At 47.9% G+C, this 19,907-nt stretch carries 13 protein-coding genes; 4 read left to right on the top strand and 9 right to left on the bottom strand.

Annotated features, from left to right (window positions below):
- Nucleotides 1–45: 45 nt before the first annotated feature.
- Nucleotides 46–774, bottom strand: coding sequence for a LytTR family DNA-binding domain-containing protein (locus tag LZG72_RS18570; protein ID WP_233875858.1), 729 nt, complete (start codon nt 772–774; stop codon nt 46–48).
- A complete protein-coding gene (locus LZG72_RS18565; RefSeq protein WP_233875856.1) occupies nt 743–1,783 on the bottom strand; it encodes a sensor histidine kinase in 1,041 nt (346 codons plus the stop codon). Before LZG72_RS18565 ends, LZG72_RS18570 begins: the two co-directional genes overlap by 32 nt.
- A 187-nt stretch (nt 1,784–1,970) precedes the next feature.
- On the opposite strand from LZG72_RS18565, the gene LZG72_RS18560 reads away from it, so the two are divergent.
- Together LZG72_RS18560 and LZG72_RS18555 are read left to right on the top strand one after the other, a co-directional pair.
- Nucleotides 1,971–2,867 carry an ABC transporter ATP-binding protein gene (locus LZG72_RS18560; protein WP_233875854.1) on the top strand — a complete coding sequence of 299 codons (897 nt, stop codon included), beginning with the start codon at nt 1,971–1,973 and terminating at the stop codon, nt 2,865–2,867.
- Entirely contained in the window at nt 2,851–6,486 is a 3,636-nt protein-coding gene (locus tag LZG72_RS18555) for a M1 family aminopeptidase (RefSeq protein WP_233875852.1), read from the top strand. Before LZG72_RS18560 ends, LZG72_RS18555 begins: the two co-directional genes overlap by 17 nt.
- Here LZG72_RS18555 and LZG72_RS18550 read toward each other — a convergent pair.
- The 7 genes from LZG72_RS18550 to LZG72_RS18520 form a co-directional block, all read right to left on the bottom strand.
- A complete protein-coding gene (locus tag LZG72_RS18550; RefSeq protein WP_233875850.1) occupies nt 6,479–6,940 on the bottom strand; it encodes a DUF3291 domain-containing protein in 462 nt (153 codons plus the stop codon). The genes LZG72_RS18555 and LZG72_RS18550 overlap by 8 nt on opposite strands.
- A 57-nt stretch (nt 6,941–6,997) precedes the next feature.
- A complete protein-coding gene (locus LZG72_RS18545) occupies nt 6,998–8,347 on the bottom strand; it encodes a hypothetical protein (RefSeq protein WP_233875848.1) in 1,350 nt (449 codons plus the stop codon).
- 261 nt (nt 8,348–8,608) lie between these two features.
- On the bottom strand, nt 8,609–10,114 hold the full coding sequence (locus LZG72_RS18540) for a sulfatase (protein ID WP_233875846.1): 1,506 nt from the start codon (nt 10,112–10,114) through the stop codon (nt 8,609–8,611).
- A 6-nt stretch (nt 10,115–10,120) separates the two neighbouring features.
- The gene (locus LZG72_RS18535) at nt 10,121–11,947 is read right to left on the bottom strand and encodes a sulfatase-like hydrolase/transferase (RefSeq protein ID WP_233875843.1); all 1,827 of its coding nucleotides are present in this window, start codon (nt 11,945–11,947) and stop codon (nt 10,121–10,123) included.
- Nucleotides 11,948–11,963: 16 nt separating this feature from the next.
- Complete coding sequence (locus LZG72_RS18530) at nt 11,964–13,433, bottom strand: sulfatase (RefSeq protein ID WP_233875841.1); 1,470 nt, start codon at nt 13,431–13,433, stop codon at nt 11,964–11,966.
- A gap of 77 nt (nt 13,434–13,510) precedes the next feature.
- Entirely contained in the window at nt 13,511–14,968 is a 1,458-nt protein-coding gene (locus LZG72_RS18525) for a RagB/SusD family nutrient uptake outer membrane protein (RefSeq protein ID WP_233875839.1), read from the bottom strand.
- Between the two features lie 19 nt (nt 14,969–14,987).
- Complete coding sequence (locus LZG72_RS18520; protein ID WP_233875837.1) at nt 14,988–18,122, bottom strand: TonB-dependent receptor; 3,135 nt, start codon at nt 18,120–18,122, stop codon at nt 14,988–14,990.
- 137 nt (nt 18,123–18,259) lie between these two features.
- Here LZG72_RS18520 and LZG72_RS18515 point away from each other — a divergent pair, with 137 nt between their 5' ends.
- Complete coding sequence (locus LZG72_RS18515; RefSeq protein WP_233875835.1) at nt 18,260–18,835, top strand: RNA polymerase sigma-70 factor; 576 nt, start codon at nt 18,260–18,262, stop codon at nt 18,833–18,835.
- A gap of 79 nt (nt 18,836–18,914) precedes the next feature.
- Nucleotides 18,915–19,868, top strand: a complete 954-nt coding sequence (locus LZG72_RS18510; protein ID WP_233875833.1) for a FecR family protein — start codon at nt 18,915–18,917, stop codon at nt 19,866–19,868.
- The last annotated feature ends 39 nt before the right edge of the window (nt 19,869–19,907 follow it).

Here is a 19,907-nt window from a genome sequence, read left to right as displayed (position 1 = left end):
ATTTTTGAGGTGGCAATGGACTTACTCCGAAGAGCGTTTAAAGCGCTATTGAATGCCTTTCAGCATTTTAAAGAAAGGCTCGGCATAGCTTTCACTGATCGGAATGATCTGATCTGCGATCCGGATCCTGTTTTTTTCAATGTGGTCTATTTTATCAATGGCTACCATAAAAGAACGGTGCACGCGGGCAAAGCCCTGGGAAGGGAGCAGTTCTTCCAGTTTAGCGAAACTAAGCAGGGTCATGATCTTCTCCTTTGCGGTGTGGATCAGCAGGTAGTCGCGCATACCTTCCACGAAAATGATCTCGGAAGCCGCAATTTTCTGAATGCGGTGGCCCACTTTCAGGAAGATGTACTCCTGTTCATGTTTGGGCTCTGCTATAACTTCTTTCTTTTCCGGCGGCAGTTTGGGACGGTGCTCCTGGTACAGTCTCAGTACTGATTTATAGAACCTTTCGAAGGAAAAAGGTTTTACGAGGTAATCCTTTACTTCCAGTTCAAAGGCTTTCAGGGCATATTGATCGTAGGCCGTAGTCAGGATGATCATGGGCTTCGGGTTCAGCATTGGAATGAAGCTAAGCCCATCCAGGTCCGGCATATTGATATCCAGAAAAAGCAGATCCGGTTTGTCAGCCTCCATTTGAGCAACTGCTTCCAGCGGACTTGAAAAAGTACCTTTCAGTTCGATAAAAGACACTTTAGCCACATACGCTTCCAGTATTTCCTGGGCCAGATATTCGTCGTCAATGATGTAGCAGGTGAGCTTTTGTTTCATTAGCTGGTAGTCGAAGACCTTGAATTTTTAAAGTCAGGCTAAACGTATCGCTTGATTTCGTTATCTCCAAAGTGTGTTTGTCGGGATATAACAACTGCAATCTTTTCCGGACATTCGGCAATCCTATCCCGCCCGATTCTTCCAAATTGTTCTTTTGGTTGTTGCCGACAGGATTTTGGATGCTAAGGAACAGCGTATCTTTTTTCAACTGAATGCAAATCTTAATGTCACCGGGTTCTAACCGCGCAGGGCTATGTTTATAAGCATTTTCCAACAGATGAATAAACAACAATGGCGCAATGGTGCAGCCTCCTGTTTCGCCGGCTATTTCCATTTGCACAACCGGCGAATTTTTATACCGCAGCTGCTGCAAACTCACATAATCCTGCAGGTAATCCATTTCTCTCGAAAGCGGAACGGTGGGCGCATTGGACTCGTAGATCATGTAACGCATTAAAGAGGCCAGCTGCATGACCGCATCCGGAGCGGCGGGAGCTTGTTTGTAAACCAGGGTATGAATGTTATTGAGGGTATTGAATAAAAAATGGGGATTGATCTGCGATTTCAGATAATACAGCTCGGCCTCTACGGCCTGTTTTTCCAGCTGCTCTTTCCGGATCGTATTCAGCACCAGATTTTCCGTGACCCGGGCCAGCCAGCTTAAAAAAAGGAATATCGGCACAATGGAAATGAGCGCCATCATGTAGTACTCGAAGGCTGAGTGCGAAGCGCTTAGTGTTTTGTAATGGAAAAACAAAAAAATCAAAGGTGCGGTCAGCCCGATTCCTGCCAGCCTGAGAAAATAAGCAGCCTTTCGTCTTTTACCCAAAAAGCGGGTCAGGAGAAAGAAATGGGTGTAAAAAACATACAAACCGGTTAAAATAAAGCTCGCAGAGGATGAAAGCCAATTTGGATTATCCTCACCGCTAAGTTGGAAGCCTACCAGCAGGCTTAACAAAATCCAGAGAATGACGTGGACTGCCGTAAATACCTTTTTAATCCGATTCATAGAACAAAGATATTTTTTCCTGCCAATCTCTAACCACCGTATCTACCAAAGCCTTATCCCGATCTACGAAACATCGAATCGAACCTGCCAGCACTTCCGCAGAAGCAATGCAGCCATTGGTCGATTACTTTCCGGCGGTCGCATATCGCATTTTGCCAACTGTAATGAACAAGGTTTTTTTACCAACATGGAAAATCACCAAATCAGCCTGTCCATTCGCAATGTCTCCAAAACCTATATAAATGCAGTAAAAGCATTGGACAATGTTTCGCTGGACATTTCCCCAGGTATGTTCGGCTTGCTCGGGCCAAACGGTGCGGGAAAATCCACGCTTATGCGCACGCTGGCAACTTTGCAGGAACCGGATAATGGAGAAGTTTTTTTAGGAGAAATAGATGTATTGAAGCAAAAGGAGGAACTGCGCCAGACGCTGGGTTACCTGCCGCAGGAATTCGGTGTGTACCCAAAATCGACCGCGGAGGAGTTGCTGGATTATTTCGCGGTACTCAAAGGCATTACCAACCGCGCATCCCGCAAAGAGGTAACGGAAACCTTACTCAAACAAACCAACCTCTGGGACAAGCGGAAGCAGAAGCTGGGCGGCTACTCAGGTGGGATGCGGCAGCGATTCGGAGTGGCGGTAGCGCTCTTGGGCAACCCGAAGCTGCTGATCGTAGACGAGCCGACCGCCGGCCTGGACCCAGCCGAGCGCGTCCGTTTCCTGAATCTTTTAAGTGAACTGGGCGAGAACAGCGTCGTGATCCTATCCACCCACATCGTGGAAGATGTATCCGAGCTGTGCACCAACATGGCCATTATCAACAAAGGAAAAATACTGCTGGAAGCGAAACCTCAAGAAGCCGTTGCAGCTCTGAAAGGCAGGATTTGGCGTAAGCTGACCGAGAAAAATAAAATTGCCCAACTGGAAAAGGAACACAAGGTCATTTCTGCAAAACTCCTGAGCGGTCGCACCATGGTGCACATTTACAGCAAGGAATTGCCCGGTAACGGTTTCGAGCCGGTGGATCCTGATCTGGAAGATGTATACTTCACTACTATGACGGGGAATGATGAAATTCGCTAAGATTTTTCGCCTTGAATTCTGCTACCAGTTACGCAGCGTCTCTACCTGGCTTTACTTCGCAGTGGTATTGAGCCTTGCATTTCTGTGGGTAACAGGTAACTACCTGTCTGACGCGCGCGAGGGTTATTTCCAGGTTAATGCACCCATCGTCATCGCAGCTGTCACCGTCTTATGCAACCTTTTCTGGCTATTGATAGGCGCATCTGTGGCGGGCGATGCGGCGGCACGCGATGTGCAGACGCGCATGTTTTCTTTGACCTACACTGCACCTGCCAGGAAAGCGGAATACCTGGGCGGGAGGCTTCTTGCCGCATTTCTGCTCAATGTCATCATCCTGCTCGCCATACCGCTGGGCATTTTGGCGGCTATGCACCTTTCCGGCATAGAGGCAGAAGTTCTGGGCCCATTCCGGTCAGGAGCCTATCTGACTGCCTTTTTCTTTATCCTAATACCTAACACATTTATTGTGACGGCCATCCAGTTTTCACTGGCGGCACTCAACCGGCGGGCGATGGCGAGCTATCTGGGCGGGGTGTTGCTTTTTATGGCTGCATTCATGCTGGAAATGAATTCGCGTGAGGCAGGGAATTGGGGGGATGTGCTGGATCCCATCAGTTTCACTCCCATTATGCGGCACCTTACGGTTTTGAGCCCGATTGAAAGGAATACGCGCTTCATTGAATTAGAAGGGATGTTGCTGGCAAACCGTGTGTTATGGCTATTTGTGGCACTCGGCATGCTGACGTTTACCTACTATCGTTTCCGGTTTACAAACCCATTTACCAATAACCCGGGAAAACAGAACGCTTTACAACTTGCAAGTATCACAGGCATAGACTGGCCTAAAAGGGGAACAACGGAATTGTTATTACGAACGCGTGGAACATTCGGCTTCCCAACCCACATACATCAGTTGAAAATGATCACAATGCAATCATTCCTGGCACTGGCAAAAAACCGGACGGGGCTACTTCTTTTGGGTTTGATTGCACTGATGGTTGGTTTTGCCATGCCGGGAAATTTGAAAGCCAAAGGCGTTCCATTGCTCCCCAGAACGGATCAGGTTTTGAATATTGTGACCGGCACCATTACGGCTCCTGGAAAATTTTGGATCATCATTTTTTTACTAACCATTTTTTACGCCGGGAAGCTGGTCTGGCGGGAAAGGGAAAGCGGTATGAGTGAGTTCTCTCATGCGGTACCGGTGCCTGAATGGGTGCTTTTCCTGAGCAAGTTTTTGTCCCTAAGTTTTCTGCTTATCGTTTGTCTGGTATTTCTGCTGGTTGCCGGGGTACTGGCGCAAATTGGGATTGGTGGAGCCGATGTTGAATTAGGATTGTACCTGAAAGTACTGTTTGGGTTTCAGCTGATAGAATCCCTGCTTTTTGCCCTGCTTGCGCTGGTGGTGCACGTGTTGGTCAGTCAAAAATACCTGGGGCACCTGGTTGCGCTTCTTGCATTTGGTTGCGTGGTCTTTGCTTCAAGTCTGGGAATAGAGCACAAGCTTCTTATTTTCGGATCCAGTCCCGGGTGGTCGTATACCAACATGGGTGGTTTTGGGGTGTCCGTTGCGCCTTGGCTCTGGTTTAAGGCATATTGGGTGGCTTGGGCGATGCTGCTCTCGGTGGCGGCAAGGCTGCTTTGGGTACGCGGCCGGGAAGAAAGTTTAAAGGCGCGGTTTCTGTTGGCCCGACGCCGCTTTACACGGACTACTGCGTGGACAACGGCCGTTGCAGTAGCATTAATCTTGACTTTGGGCGGCTTTATTTTCTATAATACCAACATCCTCAATCACTACGCAACTGCCTCGGAAATACTGGCAGGACGTGCCACCTACGAGCAACGGTATGGGAAGTATAGCAATGCGCCGCAGCCTATTTTGACCGGCGTCAATTTACAGGTTGAGATTTATTCCGAGCGGCGTGAGTTTGAGGTAAAAGGAAGTTATCTGTTAGTTAACAAGCATTCCTTTCCCATTGATTCTGTGCATCTGGCCATTCCCGATGGGGTTGAAACGAAGGTCTTAGCTTTTGGCAAATCAGCTATACCAGTGCTCGAAGACCAGGAATCAGGTTTTTTTATTTATAAACTTAAAAAGCCGCTGGAACCTGGGGACACATTGCAATTTGATTTTGAAGTGCATCACAAAGCTGAGGGATTTACAAACAAGGGTGCTGATTCGGCGGTGACGGCCAACTTCACGCACATTCGAAATTATGAATGGTTGCCTTCCATTGGCTACCAGCAGTACCGTGAGCTGGATGAGCCCGGGCTCCGGAAAAAATATGGGCTTTCTCCCCGGCCTGCAACTGCTTCGCTTTATGACCTGAAAGCGCGAAATTATGCGCCGTTTGCGGAACATATTTCTTTTAATGCGGTGGTGGGGACGGACAACAATCAGATGGTGGTGGCGCCGGGTAGTCTTTGTAAAACCTGGACAAAAGGGGGCCGTCGGTATTTCCATTATGCCACGGATGCACGAATAAGGCACGAATATGCTTTATTTTCGGCGAGATATGCGCTGTATGAGGCGCTTTGGGCACCGTCGAAAGATGTAAAAAAATCTGTTGCCATTCAGATTTACTACGATCCCGGTAATGCAGAGAATTTGGAGCGGATGGTGCGGAGTGTGAAAGCTTCGCTGAGCTACTATACCCAACAATTCGGGCCTTACCCGCATCGGCAGCTTCGGTTTGTGGCTGTGCCGGGGTACAGTGGCGGGAACCATGCCGCTCCGGCTACCATCACGGCGGAGGAAGGTTTTTTCCTGTTGAATACAAAGCAAGATCCGCGGGGCTTCGACCTGGTGACGGCGGTTGTGGCGCACGAAGTGGCGCACCAGTGGTGGGGAAATCAACTGAAATCTGCCTATCTGGAAGGTGCAGGCCTACTTTCTGAGAGTTTGGCGTGGTATTCGGCTATGGGGGTTCTGCAGGACAAGTATGGGCCTGCACACCTGAGCAAGTTGTTGAGCTTTTTGCGGGAGGAGTACGAGAATCCCCGCACCCGGGCTGCCGGGCCGCTGTTGCGTGCCAACGATTATTACCATAATTACCGAAAAGGCCCTTTCGCATTATACGCACTGAGTGAGTACATCGGCAAGGACCGGGTGAATGGAGCGCTCCGTAGCTTGCTTCAAAAACACAGACCCGGCAAGATTCCAATGGCCACTGCCTTAGACCTTTATCAGGAATTGCAGGCAGTAACACCAGACTCCCTCCATTACCTGCTCCACGACCTTTTTGAACAGAATACCTTTTGGGAGCTTGAAACAAAAGAAGCCATCGCGAAGAAAACCATTACAGGTTCTTGGCAGGTAACGCTCGAAATACAGGCGGGAAAGCAGGTAGTGGATAGTGCTGGCGTTGAAACCAACCTTCCTTTAAACGATTGGGTAGAGATCGGGGTTTTTGCCGCCGGGGAAGAGGGTAAGGAACCGGGTAAGCCGCTCTATTTGCAAAAGCATTACCTCCACTCCACCACACAGACCATTCAAGTAATGGTACCACAAAAACCCGCCCGCGCCGGCATTGACCCCAATCATTTATTGATAGACTGGAAGATGGACGATAATGTCAAAATCGCGACATATCCATTTGATACATTTACCTCTAAATGATCCCCGCAGGCATGTTTTGATTGTCTTTGAAGCTGAATGCATACGGAGACGGACCGTTTTTCGCCAGATGTTCGAGACGCTCCATTGCCTGTTCCATTGTGGGGAATTCACCAGCTCGAACCCACCACAAAGCCATATAGATTTTCCCATAGTTTGAGAACCATTCACGCCTTCTTTTCAGAAATTCCGAATGAAAAGAACGGTAAGTGAACTGCTGCAAAGTCGGTATATCACGCCAGACCGATACGTTAATGATGACGGTGGGATCCTGAAACGGGTGGAGGCCGGTTGCATTGTTATTTTCTTCCTTTAACCGCCACACGAATCCCTCACTGATTTCAGCATGTGCGTTGACCGCATCCAGATTGTCCGCGAATTCTTTCATTATCGGGTCGTCGATATTCACACCCTTCATTTTAGCCACATTGATCTGGGCCAGTTGGTATTTTTCCATCGCTAATAGATTATATTTTGATTCTGTTGCTTGCGGGAATGGAGAGCGTTCCAGTTTTCATCTCATGGCATAACTCAACCCCAAACTGGATGAGAGATTTGGTTTGAGGTAGGGAGAATCTACCTGCCAGCCTTTGGTTTTCCCATTGAGGGCTACTGCGACGGCTATGTTTCTTGTGATCCGGTAGCGGGCGTCCAGTTGCAGAGCACCGCCGGTTTCCTTGGCATCATCGTAAAAACTTTCCGGCTGGTTCCAGATCCGTATGACCAGGTCAGTTTCCAGACGTTTGGTCAGTTTTCTGTTGTAAAGACCCAGATCAAGCCCATAACCTTCGGATTTGAAATTGCTGAATTTGTGCACACCAAAAAGGAGATCGGTATTGCGGTATTGTACTGGGAGTGTCAGTGAAATGTCGTTGCCAAAGTGCGTGGGTGCATATTGCATGAAAAAGTTGAATGAGGTGTGTTTGCCCAGCGGGATGCGGTTAATGAAAAATATAGCCGGGTTCACAAAGTTCAGCAGCGACAATTTTTTTTGTTTTACTAAATATTCCTGCGCTTCAACAGATAAATCCGAGTAGCCGATCCGGCGATTGACGCCTTCTCCATTGGGAAACTTATCCCGGTCGGTGTAGGGTTTTTCAGGACTAAACATATCGTAAGCCCAGGCGGTTAGGTCGGCCCCTGCAAAATCGCGCTCTTTCGGGTCCGGGTTCTCACTTTTTGCTCCCCAGACTTTTACTGAATCTGTTACAGAACTGGCCGAAAATTTGAAATAATCCCAGACATACCAGGCATTATAAAGAATGAGCGCATTCTTGGGCAATGTTCTTTTTTTGTAAAAATCCTGAACAGATATTTTTCGGTTTAGCAAAACTTCCGATTGCACGCCGGCCACGTAGGCATACAGAAGCTGATCCGGGTCTTTACTTTTAAGTGTGCTAAGATCCTGATCACCAATGCCATAAACCGTCCCATCCCAGCGGTGCGGAAACCAGTTGCCATTTTTTGAATGGATCGTATTGACTCCCAAAACAGACCGGTGAAACTCCTCGTGCGCCCAAACGCCGAGCGGAATGGGCAATTCACTTCCGTATTTGACAAAACCCGCACTGAGCAAATACTTGAATCCCGCATTCAGCAGCTTCTTTCCGAATGAATATTCTTTCGTTTTTGGCTTAAAAAGCGCGTTTCCCAGCTTGTCAATGCCGAGGTATCCAAGCTCGTAAAAGTCGGCCGAGAATTCCAGGGCCTGGTTCATGGAAGGATAACGGTAGGGGAGGTCCCTGTTCTGAGGAAGATCGATTGCCGGAACCGAAAGGCGAAGCTGGTAACGGGCAGAATCCTGGGCCCGCGACCAGGTAATTGAGTAACAAAAAGCGACAAGTACAAATACAAAGTTTTTCATCGCGATGGTTAAATGATACATGTCTGGCTGGCTGGCCGACTGTACAAAATTGATCACCTTGCCTCGCGAGGGGAAACAGGAAGTACTTGTATTGTAGTTATTCTTCGTTAAACACTGGCTTTTTCAGCTTTAAGGTGTTTTGCGAGATTTAAAGAATGATGTAAAAACCGTAAATGCAGGGACCTCCGGCACGGCGGTGACATGGATCAGAAATTGCCGGTGAATAAGGAAGACAGTAGTGTGATGATCGGTCAAATGCAGCTAGTTGGCTGGGAAATTGCGTATTTCTCCGTTCAATCTCGGGAAGGAATCGAGGTAATCGGCATTGCCTGTTTCGCGTGGATCGCGGGTGGCAAGCTGGTAATCTTTGAGCTGTTTTCGCAGCGAGGCTGCTTGTACACGGTATTTGTTGTCTTGAATCAGATTTTTCAGGCAGCCCGGATCTTTTACAATGTCATACAATTCTTCGGCAGGACGCTTGTCTGTCGCAAGATGAAAGAAAGGCGCGATCTTGGGATTTTGCCATTCCCGGATCACAATGTTATCAGCGGATTCATCAATGTCGTGAAAGCCGGTGTTAATGGGTTCCAGCTTGCCATTTTTATCAAATTTTTGGGGATCACCAGCCGGCCAGCGTTCTGGTTTGTAATTTTTAATATATAAAAACTGTGAATTACGGATTGTGCGCTGCGGGTAGCCCAGGTTGTTATAGCGCGACGACGAATGCCGCTCTCGGGATGCATATACAGCCTCACGGTGCTTTTTTCCGGTTTTAAGAAAAGGTACCAGGCTTTTACTTTCAATAGGGTAATTCGGCTTTTCAGCCCTGCCAACTTCCAGAAATGTGGCATACACATCAACCAAACTTACCAGATCCTGCGCCACTATACCCTTTCGGATCTCATTTCCCCAACGAATCGCCAGCGGCACATGAATGCCATATTCATATACATTGGCTTTTGCGCGGGGGAAAGACATGCCGTTATCCGCCGTCACCACAATGAGCGTATTATCCAGTTCACCGGCTTGTTCCAGCTGCGCCAGTACCTTTCCGAGCTGCGTATCAAACCATTGGATTTCATATAAATAGTCCAGAATGTCATTACGAACTTCCGGAACGTCTGGCAGAAATGGCGGCACTTTTACTTTTGTAATGTCAAATCCATTCGCGGCCCCGATGCCTTTTTGATAGGTGCGGTGCGGCTCATGCGTCCCAAGCCAGAAGAAGAAAGGTTTGTCTTTTTCTTTTTGAGCAAAAAAATCCTGAAAATTTTCAGCATAATCTACATCAGAAATACCTTTTGGACTCGTCAGTTTTTTGGATAAATAGGCGTTTCCAGCCGGGTTTCTGTCCCTCCCGGAAGCTTTGAAATCACCCGGCCCCCAGCCTTTACCTGTAAATCCGACAGTGTATCCCGCCTTTTCAAGCAGGTCGGGGAATACCTGAAATTCGGCGGGAAAGCTGCTCGCATGCGTTCCCGCTTCCTTGATCTGCCAGCAGTTGAGGCCGGTAAGCAACGCGGCCCTCGACGGACTGCAACCCGGTGAAGCGGCAAAAGCATTGGTAAACAAAATTCCTTCCCGGCCGATCCTGTCGAAATGCGGTGTCTTGGCAGCCTTATCGCCGTAGGCACCTGCATAGGGATACGATTGGTCGTCGGCAATGACAAAAAGAATGTTGGGCCGTTTTTCCATTTGCTTCGCTGGTGTGGAGAAGCTCGTTAGGATGAGTAGCGCCAGACTAGCCAATGATTTCAATTTTTGCATCTTGTTTTATTTTGAGGTCAGTTCGAGGATCTTTTTCGCTGCCCTCACGTCATAATCAGAATCTTTCGGGTTGCCTTTTAACAGCGATTTTACATTTTCAAATGCAGGCTGTGCTTTGGCGCCAATCGTTTCCAGGACATTCAATGCCTGAACGCGCGCCATTTGGTTTTCGCTTTTTAATGCTTCGCTTAATGTTTGCACCGCTGCGTCCGTTTCGCCAAATGCCAGCAATGCTTCGGCGGCGGCAATGCGGACAGCCACTTCCGGGTCGCTTAGTAATGGTTGTAATTTAACCTTCGCAGCTATTGCGTCATCTTTCAGCACGATCGTTCCGATTACCGCCCAGTAACGCACAACCGCATCTTTATCACTGAGTCGCTTAATGAGTTCTTTCAGGTGTGATTTGTCTCGCGACGACGCAATTTCAGCTGTTTCGATGACCTTGCTCAACTCATATTTTCCGCTTTTGGAATAGTCGCGCAGGGGAGTGGTTTCAGAAATTTTGCTTAATAATGCTTCGGGAATGAATCCTACGTCCTGCGATTCTATGAGCCAGTCGTGGTTGGCTTTTCTGAGTTTTAACAAAATGTCTTTATACTTGGGATCGGCGGCGAGGTTGTGAATGTTATGTGGATCATTTTCAATGTCAAACAACTCTTCCGCAGGTTTTTCCTGCCAGAATTTCTTTTGATCCTCGTTCAACCTGCCTGCTTTAAACTCAGCTTCCCAGGAAGGCATTGAAGGCGCTTTCCACAGATATTCGAGATACTGCGCGTAAATTTTGTGCGGCAAATAATTGCGGATATACCTGAATTTTTTGTCCCGCACTGTTCTGGAAAGGTCCGTACGCTCGTCCATTCTGCCGCGAAAACCGTAAGCATAAGCGCGTTCTTTCACTTCTTTTGAACCTAAGAATGCTTTTCCCTGCATATGCGCGGGGATTTCGAGCCCTGCCAGGCTAAGCACGCTCGGCGCAAAGTCATTGAAGGTAACAATGCGATCTGTGACGGAGCCCGGTGTGTTTGGCGCCAGTCCCGAATATTTTTCAGGAAAGCGGATGATCAGCGGCACGCGCAGGCCCGATTCATACACAAATCTTTTGCTGCGGCCCAAGATCCCGCCATTGTCACTGTAATAAAAAACAATTGTGTTTTCAGCCAACCCTTCCGCTTCCAGTTCCTTCAAGAGCGCGCCGGCCTGACGGTCCATTTCTTCCAGTTTGTCGTAATACTGCGCCCAATCGTGCTTCATTTCGGGCGTAGCGGGATGGTAAGGCGGGAGTTTTACCTTTTCCGGATCGTGCTTCAATTTCTCCGTCGGAACAGCAGTGTGGATGCCGCTTTCGTGCGAAACATTCAGATTAAAGACAGCAAAAAATGGCTGCCCCGGCTTCCGGTTTTTGTAAGTCGCTTTGCCACTGGATTCGTCCCAGGCTTCGAGCTGGTCGGTGGTGTTGTAGTCCTTTTTGGAATTATTGGTCGTGTAGTAACCTGCCTCGCGGAAGTAACGCGGGAAGAATTTCACATAATCGGGAACGGGATACGTGCTGCGCATATGTTCCGTGCCCAACGACGGCGCGTACATGCCCGTAATGAGCGTGTTGCGCGAGGGTGCGCACACGGGAGCGGTGGCAAATGCATTTTTGTATAAAATTCCCTGTTTGGCAAATTTGTCCAGGTTTGGCGTGGTGGCAAAAGTGTCTCCATAGCAGCCTAAAAACGGGCTGTTATCCTCGCTTACGATCCAGAGAATGTTGGGCTTGTCTTTTTGCTGCGCATTGGTTTCTGCGACTACAAAAATCAGGAGAAACAGGAGTAAAACCCGGGTGCTCATAATGGGTTAATGTTGGTTAAAATGGCCCTTTGGCATTGATATGATCGGCTTTTTTTGCACTGCCGGGCATTTCGCCGCGCTTATCTTTATTTGCGGTCGGCTCGCCGGTTTCGCGGTCATACCAATCGGGCGTGAGATTTGCGGGCTCCGTATCGCCGGTTTCGTCCTGCCATTGTTTTAATACTTTTTGCAGCTCGGCGATTGGCGCGGCGTAGGTTTTGTTGGCTATTTCGTTTCTGGATTGCAGCGGATCTTTGAAGTTGTCAAAAAACTCCTCGGCAGGCCGTGGCGTCAGCAATGCGTCGCTTTGGAGCAATGTTAATTTGCCGTTTGCCTTCGTTGCTTTCAATGCTTTGGCAGATGCACTTTGGTTGGCATCGATCGGCCCGCCATTATCAAATGCTGTTCGTTTATTGATCACATATAAAAAATCCTTCGTTCGAACGGAGCGCTCGTAAGCAGCGTAATCGTGCCAGTTATGCTCGGCAAAAACGTATTTTCTGAATTCCTGATCGGGCGTTTTGAAAAGTTTTGCGAAGCTTTTTCCCTGAACCGTTTCTGCCGGTTCCACACCTGCCAGTTCAAGCAATGTCGGCGCAATATCAATGCTGCTCACCAGACTTTCCGTCGCCTGTCCGGCTTTAATTCCAGCAGGCCATTTGACTAGAAATGGCGTTTTTACACCCGCATCGTATAATCGGGTTTTGCTTCCGGGGAATGGCCTGCCATTATCAGCTGTAAAAATGATCAGTGTATTTTCGGCAATGCCTTGTCTTTCCAATTCCTTTTCCAATTCACCTACATAATGGTCGAGCCTGGAAATTTCATTGTAATAAAATGTAAGATCCTGCCGCGTTTCTTTCGTATCCACCAATGTCGGCGGCACGATAATGTCTGTCGCCGGATTGTGCTGTGGCCCCTCCGTTTTCGTTGACCACGGCCGGTGCGCGTCATAAGCTGCCAACCAGAAGAAAAACGGTTTGCCTTTTGGTCTGGCTTTGAGGAGATTCACCCATTGCAATTCGCCGCCTTCGCCATTGGCTTTTTTATCCACCAGCAATGTGTCGTATGCCCGTTTTGTCGCCGGACCTTCGTGCCATTTTCCCACTAATGCAGAAAAATAGCCTTTTTGCCGAAGCTGTTCGGGAAAGAATTTCAAATGCGCAGGCAGCGGCGAATGCAGCTCGGCAGCGCCTGTATTATGCGGATATCTGCCGGTGAGAATGCTCGTACGGCTCGGGCTGCACGAGCTTGCCGTCAGATACATGTTGTTGAATTTCAATCCATTGCGCGCAAGTTTGTCCAGATTGGGCGTTTTAATCTTATTATTTCCATACGTGCCAATGTCATCCCAACTGATATCGTCGCCGATAATGAAGATCATGTTAGGCGCGCTTTGCGCGCTGGCTTCCACGAAGCTGGTCGCTACGCAGTTGGTTGCCAGCGCAACGGTCGTTACAATGATGTATTTAACTATTTTTTTCACAAAAATCATGGGTTATGAAGGTGCGGAATAGCGTGCTATTCCGCTTAATGTTATCAAAACATTGCTGACCTTCCTTTCTAATATGGGTTTTGCGTAAGTTTTGGATTTACATCAATCGCCGCCTGCGGAATCGGGAACAGGAGCTTGCTTTCGGTAATGTTATAACCCTTCGCTTTTAAAACCGGCACCGCGCGGCCCGTCCGCACCAGATCAAAAAAGCGGTGGAATTCAAAGCTCAGTTCTGTCCTTCGTTCATGCTCGATTGCCAGTGCTAATGTGGCATATTTCACTGGATAACCCGCTTTCCCAAAGCCCGGAAGCCCAACCCGCGCTCTTACCTGATTGAGATAAGTCGGATCATCCGTCGCCTCGGAGTAGGAAAGCAGAATGTCGGCATAGCGGATCAGTTCTACATTCTGACCCGGGTAACGCCAGTTGGGATCGTAGAATTTTTGGGTAAATGGATATTTGATAAATGCGCCCGTTTCCAGATTCACATAACCCGGATACACCGAAATGTTCTTCCGAATAGTGTCTGCCGTTTCAAACTCATTGGTGAGGTCGGGCGTGGGGCTGTTGAGGCCGCTTCCACGGAAAGTTTCTGTGCTGCCCGGCAAATGGAACGCCCAGTGATAAGGCGTGTAAGTTTGCTGGTAATTGCTGTTCACCGCATTTTGTCCCGCCAAAAACTGCAATTCCAAAACCGATTCCTTCGAATTTTTGGTGCCCGGCAAAAAGTTGAATGCATAATCCGCGCTGTTTACGACGCCATCTTTATTTGCATCTAGGGAATACACATTGCTGTCAATGATCTCTTTTAGCTCTTTTGCAGCATTGGCCTTGTCGTTAATGGTCAGGTAAACTTCCGCAAGCACTGCCGCAGCCGCATATTTGGTAACACGGCCCACATCCGTTCCGGTGTAACTTGGGGGTAAAACGGCCTTGCTCGCTTTCAGATCCGCAATGATCTGCTGGTAAACGCCATCTCTTTTCTCACGCAAGTACGAATAACTTTCATCAGAACTCACCACTTTCAAAGGCAAAGGAATGTCGCCCCACACGCGCGCCATATTAAAAAACAACAGTGAGCGAATGAAAATCGCTTCCGCTTTTAGCCGGTCTTTCAAAGCCGGGTTGCTGAATTGAACGGTTGTTTTTTCGAGCTGTTCAATAGCATTGTTGCAGATATAAATCGAGTTGTAACTGTTGTTCCAGGCCGTTTGGATCAGTCCGTTATTTGGCTGAATGCGGAATGCTTTAATGTCGTCTTCAAAAGTGGTTGCCCCGCCGGAAAACTCAATGTACGTGTTGTCCGAATACATTTCACCGTAAAGATCCACCAGTCCGCTTGCTGCATAGTGGCGGTTCAGCTGGCGGTAGACGTCATTCACGGCCTGTACTATCTGCGCTTCATTGGAATAAAAATTTCCTTCCGTCAACCGTGTTTCAGGATATTGGTCGAGCTGGCTTTCGCTGCATGAAAAGCCTGCTGCGGCCAGGAAAATGTATAATATATGTCGTTTAAAATGCTTCATTTCGTTGAATGTTAGATTATTAGAAACCAATATTGATACCAAATGTGTAAACTTTTGCGGAAGGGTAGGGCGAGTGTGTTACGCCGCGGGCCGTTGCGCTGGTGGCGCTTCCGTTGAAGTTTTCGGGATCAAAAATGGGCGCGTTTTTATGTGTAAACAGGTTTTGGCCATTGGCATAAATGCGCAGCGATTCGAGTTTTAATCTGGATAAAATTGAAGATGGGAAAGTGTAGCCTAATGTGAGCGCCTTAACGCGGAAATAAGAGCCATCAACGATCCAGTAACTCGACGCTGTTTTCTCATAACCATCCAGATCCACCGTCAATTTGTAATGATAACCATCGCCCGGCTCCTGCTCGGAGCGCCAGCGGTTTGTCATTTCTTTGTAATAATTGCGGCCTTCGTGGTAAAGCATAGCGCGGTGAATGTTGTTGTCATACACATCGCTTCCCTGCACGCCCTGGATCAGCACACTGAAATCGAAACCTTTGTAAGTCAGGTTGTTGGTGAAGCCCCAGATGAAATCGGGTGTGTAATTTCCAATGGTCGTGCGGTCCTGTGCATTCAAAACACCATCCCCATTCATGTCTTTGTAACGACCGTCGCCGGGTTTTGCAGACGCATAATGCGACGGATCTGCGTCTACTTCGCCCTGGTTCATGTACACGCCATCATATTGGTAACCATAGAAACTGAAAATCGGCTCACCCACTTTGTTGATTGACTCCATTCCAAATCCGGGCTGATAAATCATCGGCGCATTGTCTTTCCCGAGAGCCAGCACTTTGTTGCGGTTTCTTGAAAAATTAAGCTGCGAAGTCCAGCCTAATGCACCTTTCAGGTTGTGCGTGGTCAGGTTCAGTTCGAGTCCTTTGTTTTGTAATTTTCCAATGTTCTTGAAAACACTCGTGAAACCGGAAACGATCGGGATCGGGACGTCCAGAAGCAATCCATCGGATTTTGAAATGTAATAATCTGCCTCAAAAACAATGCGGTTGCTGAAAAGGCCAAGATCCACACCCGCATTAAATTGCTGCGTGCGTTCCCATTCCAGATCAGGATTGGTAATGCTGCCGGGATAGTAAGTTGTATTTAAACTATTTCCAAAAGCAATGCGGCCCTGTGACATCGCACCAATCCATTTGTAATCGGCAAAGCGGTCGTTCCCGGTAAAGCCATAACTAGCACGCAATTTCAAGTTGTTAATTGGTTTAACAGAACTAAGAAATGCTTCATCCGACACGATCCAGCCGCCAGATACGGACGGGAAAACGCCCCATTTGTTATTCGGCCCGAAACGCGAGGAACCATCGCGGCGAATGCTGGCAGAAAGCAGGTAACGTCCTTTGAATGTGTAGTTTAAACGTGAAAAGTAAGAGATCAGAATGCTCCGGTTTTTATCATCCTCTGCCTGGAAAACCGTTTTTCCAGCGCTTAATGCCTTTAAAAGATCATTGTCGTAACCTCTGCGTTCCTGGTTGGTGTAGTAATAATCATTGTTGTTATACTCCATTCCCAAAAGCGCCGAAAACGAATGTTCCTTGAATGTTTTGTCGTAGGTAAGCAGGTTTTGAGAGGTGTAATTCAATGTCCGCGACTGGTTCACGGTCATAATCCCTTCGGTGTAATAAGTCGGTCCCAGATTATGGTCAACCGCCTGGTAATTGTTGTTGTCCGACCTGTTATAGAAGAAGTTAAGGGCCGATTTGAAACGCAATCCGGGCAGAAAATCAATTTGTGCAAACACATTTCCCAGGTTATTGAACTGCCTGTGCTGAATGTCGTCCGTGATCTGGTAAAGCGGATGTCCGTTTTTCGGCCTGAACAAAATCGCATCGTATTTCTCAAAGCCCGGCGTGTTGGCGGGTGCGCCCAAAAGACCGTTGTTTCCGTAAACCGGATAAATGGTCGGATACTGCACGGCCCATTCCACGGTGCGGTTATAGGGCTCATTTTCATGGTCATAACTCACATTCAGCATGCCGCCAACCTGCAACCAATCCTTGATTTGTGAATTGGCTTTGATGTTGAATGTGTATTTTTTGTAATCGGAAGTAATCACGATGCCTTGCTGTTTTACATAACCCGCCGAAACGATAAAGTTGGTTTTAGCATTGCCTCCGCTTGCATTCAGCTCGATCTTTTGCATGGGAGCGGTTCTGAAAATCAGGTCCTGCCAGTTGGTGTTTTGCAGGCTTCCGGGATTGTCAAATTGTGTGGGCCAGGTGTATTTGTATTGTTTTCTTGCCTCAATGGTGTTAGGCGCGCTGGGGTCGCCGCCGCTTTCGATCCAGCCGTTTTGTGCTGCATCAATGGAAGCCTGCGCATATTCCGTCGAATTCATCACGTCGATCTTGTCTATGACCTTTTGCACACCATAGGAATAATTGACATTGAATTTGGTCCGGCCTTCCTTGCCGCTTTTGGTTGTAATCAGGATCACGCCGTTAGCGCCCCGGGAACCGTAAATCGCTGCTGAGGAAGCATCTTTCAGGACTTCCATGGATTCAATGTCATTCGCACTGAGTAAGTTAAGGTCGTAATTGGGAATCGGCATCCCATCTATCACGATCAGCGGCGAGCTGCTGGCCGACACGGAATTAATCCCGCGAATCTGAATGGTGGAGGATGTTCCGGGCCGGCCATTGCTGCTCAAAACCTGCACGCCGGGGATTTTTCCATATAAAGCCTGGCCGAGTTCAACAATGGGACGGCTTGTAATCTCGCGGTCCATTTTCACAGAGCCGACCGCGCCGGTCACATCACTTTTTTTCTGCGTTCCATAACCCACGACCACAATTTCGTTGAGTTGTTTGGTGTCGACCGAAAGCGTTACATCAATGTTACTGCGCTTGTTTACAGGCACTTCGCTGGTTTGGTAACCAATCCCTGAAAACACCAGAATGCCATTTTCAGGTGTTTCAATTTCGTAAGTGCCGTTTGCATTGGTCGTTGTCCCGTTGGTGGTGTTTTTCAAAATGACATTGATGCCGGGAGCGCCGCTCTGGTCGCCCGAAGAAATCACTTTTCCCTTCACCACTATGGATTGTGCCAGCGCGGATGTGGCAGCAGATTGAAGGTAAAAAAGCACGGCCAGGAGCATAGCAGGCCAGTAAGCCTCACGCGAGGTGAGCGTTCGTAATTTTAAGATCATAGGATGAATTAGGATAAGTGGAAGTGCGTCGAACCTGCTTACTGGTGGCTAGCAAGCAATATTCTACTTAATTGATAGACAAAGTAAGATTATTGAAAATTAATTTACAACTTCGCTTGTGCATTTTTATAAACAATATGATGGACTTGCAGGCAAATCAATCGGAGAGCGAACTGATCCTTGGGCTGACGAATGGTTCGGAAAAAGCTTTCGAGGAAATTTACAATCGGTACTGGAAACGTTTGTTGGGGATCGCTCTTTCTCATGCACAGGATGAGGTCATCGCAGAGGAAATGGTTCAGGAAGTTTTTGTCAGTTTATGGGAGAGGAGGGGTAAAGTCGAGATCATTTCTTTGTCGGCATACCTTGCGAAGGCGGTCAAGTTTGCAGTATTTAATTATAAACTTAAGGAACGGCGTCAGAAAAATCTGCTTGCGGCAGGCTACAATCTGGATTACGTTCAATTGGATGAATCCAGAATTTATGCCAGGTTTCTGGAGGAGTACCTGGCCGGCGTAGTTGACAGCCTTCCTGAAAAATGTCAGGTCGTATTCAAGTATAGCCGGGAAGACGGTCTTTCGGCTGCTGAAATATCCAACGAACTGGGCATTTCAGTAAAAACGGTTGAAGGGCATCTCACCAAAGCACTCAGGGTAATCCGGTTATCCCTCAAAGACCTGAATATGCTGCTTAGCATCTGGTTCACTTTGTAACTTTTTCAAATTTTTTCCGGGCAGGAGCAAGGGTCGCATTATACTTACAACACTATGTGAGTATAAACTGCGGTTACACATGAAAAAGGGAGATTTGCCTTTTGTGATAAGAAAGTATTTGCTCAATCGGGCTTCGGACCAGGAAGCGCGTGAACTGCATGTTTGGTACAACAGCGAGATCAAAGAGACTGTTGAGGTCGACGGCGGCGAACGGGAGATCAGGAAACGCATACTTACGGGAGTTAAACGAACGATCAGGCCCGCAATGTCCCTGCCTTTTTACCGGGGATTATGGTTTCGTTTAGCGATGTCCGTTACCGCTTTCGTTGTTTTTGCACTGGGCGTTTTCTTTTTCATGAACAGGCCGGAGAATGTGCGCTACATTACCGTGACAAGTCCTGCGGGGAAGGTTGTGATCCAAAAACTACCGGACGGTTCGCAGGCCTGGCTCAATGCTGGCAGTACCCTGCGTTATCCCGAACGATTTGATGATCAGCGTAAAGTGGAGCTCCGGGGAGAGGCATTTTTTGACATCAAACCAGATCCTGAAACTCCATTCCTGGTTGCTGCCAGAGGGGTTACAACCCGTGTGCTTGGTACCGCATTTAATGTAAAATCCTTTGATGATGAAATACTTACGGCCGTTTCGGTAGTGAGGGGGAAAGTTCAGGTGAACGAAGGCGACGTCCCACTCGGTGTTTTGAAACCCAATGACCAGATCAGTTTTGATCATTATTCCGAGAAAGCTGTACGTTCTCAATTTAATTCGGCGGCGCTCCTGAGCTGGCGGGACGGGAGGTTCAGCTTTGCAGCGCAAACCCTGCCCGAGATCGCGGGTACACTGGAAAGATGGTATGATGTGAAGATCGCTTTTCAAAACAACGACATTGAAAAATGTCGTTATACGGCAGTTCTCGACGGAAATACGCCACTGAAGGAAGTGCTCGGGATTTTATGTGACGTGAACGATCTGCAATTTTCCATCAGCGGGTCTGGAAAGGATGTATTGATCTCAGGAACCGGCTGCGACTAATTTTTACATTTTTAATCTACTAAAACAATGGAATAGATA

It is taken from the genome of Dyadobacter sp. CY323 (genome assembly GCF_021390245.1).
Taxonomy (GTDB): domain Bacteria; phylum Bacteroidota; class Bacteroidia; order Cytophagales; family Spirosomataceae; genus Dyadobacter.
Note: the sequence above shows the minus strand (reverse complement) of the source record. Positions and strands in the feature narration are given on the sequence as shown.

Bases quoted from the DNA above. Each gene is read 5' to 3' on its own strand.
- LZG72_RS18570 (WP_233875858.1), bottom strand. From the start codon at position 774: ATGAAACAAAAGCTCACCTGCTACATCATTGACGACGAATATCTGGCC.
- LZG72_RS18565 (WP_233875856.1), bottom strand. From the start codon at position 1,783: ATGAATCGGATTAAAAAGGTATTTACGGCAGTCCACGTCATTCTCTGG.
- LZG72_RS18560 (WP_233875854.1), top strand. From the start codon at position 1,971: ATGGAAAATCACCAAATCAGCCTGTCCATTCGCAATGTCTCCAAAACC.
- LZG72_RS18555 (WP_233875852.1), top strand. From the start codon at position 2,851: ATGATGAAATTCGCTAAGATTTTTCGCCTTGAATTCTGCTACCAGTTA.
- LZG72_RS18550 (WP_233875850.1), bottom strand. From the start codon at position 6,940: ATGGAAAAATACCAACTGGCCCAGATCAATGTGGCTAAAATGAAGGGT.
- LZG72_RS18545 (WP_233875848.1), bottom strand. From the start codon at position 8,347: ATGAAAAACTTTGTATTTGTACTTGTCGCTTTTTGTTACTCAATTACC.
- LZG72_RS18540 (WP_233875846.1), bottom strand. From the start codon at position 10,114: ATGCAAAAATTGAAATCATTGGCTAGTCTGGCGCTACTCATCCTAACG.
- LZG72_RS18535 (WP_233875843.1), bottom strand. From the start codon at position 11,947: ATGAGCACCCGGGTTTTACTCCTGTTTCTCCTGATTTTTGTAGTCGCA.
- LZG72_RS18525 (WP_233875839.1), bottom strand. From the start codon at position 14,968: ATGAAGCATTTTAAACGACATATATTATACATTTTCCTGGCCGCAGCA.
- LZG72_RS18520 (WP_233875837.1), bottom strand. From the start codon at position 18,122: ATGATCTTAAAATTACGAACGCTCACCTCGCGTGAGGCTTACTGGCCT.
- LZG72_RS18515 (WP_233875835.1), top strand. From the start codon at position 18,260: ATGATGGACTTGCAGGCAAATCAATCGGAGAGCGAACTGATCCTTGGG.
- LZG72_RS18510 (WP_233875833.1), top strand. From the start codon at position 18,915: ATGAAAAAGGGAGATTTGCCTTTTGTGATAAGAAAGTATTTGCTCAAT.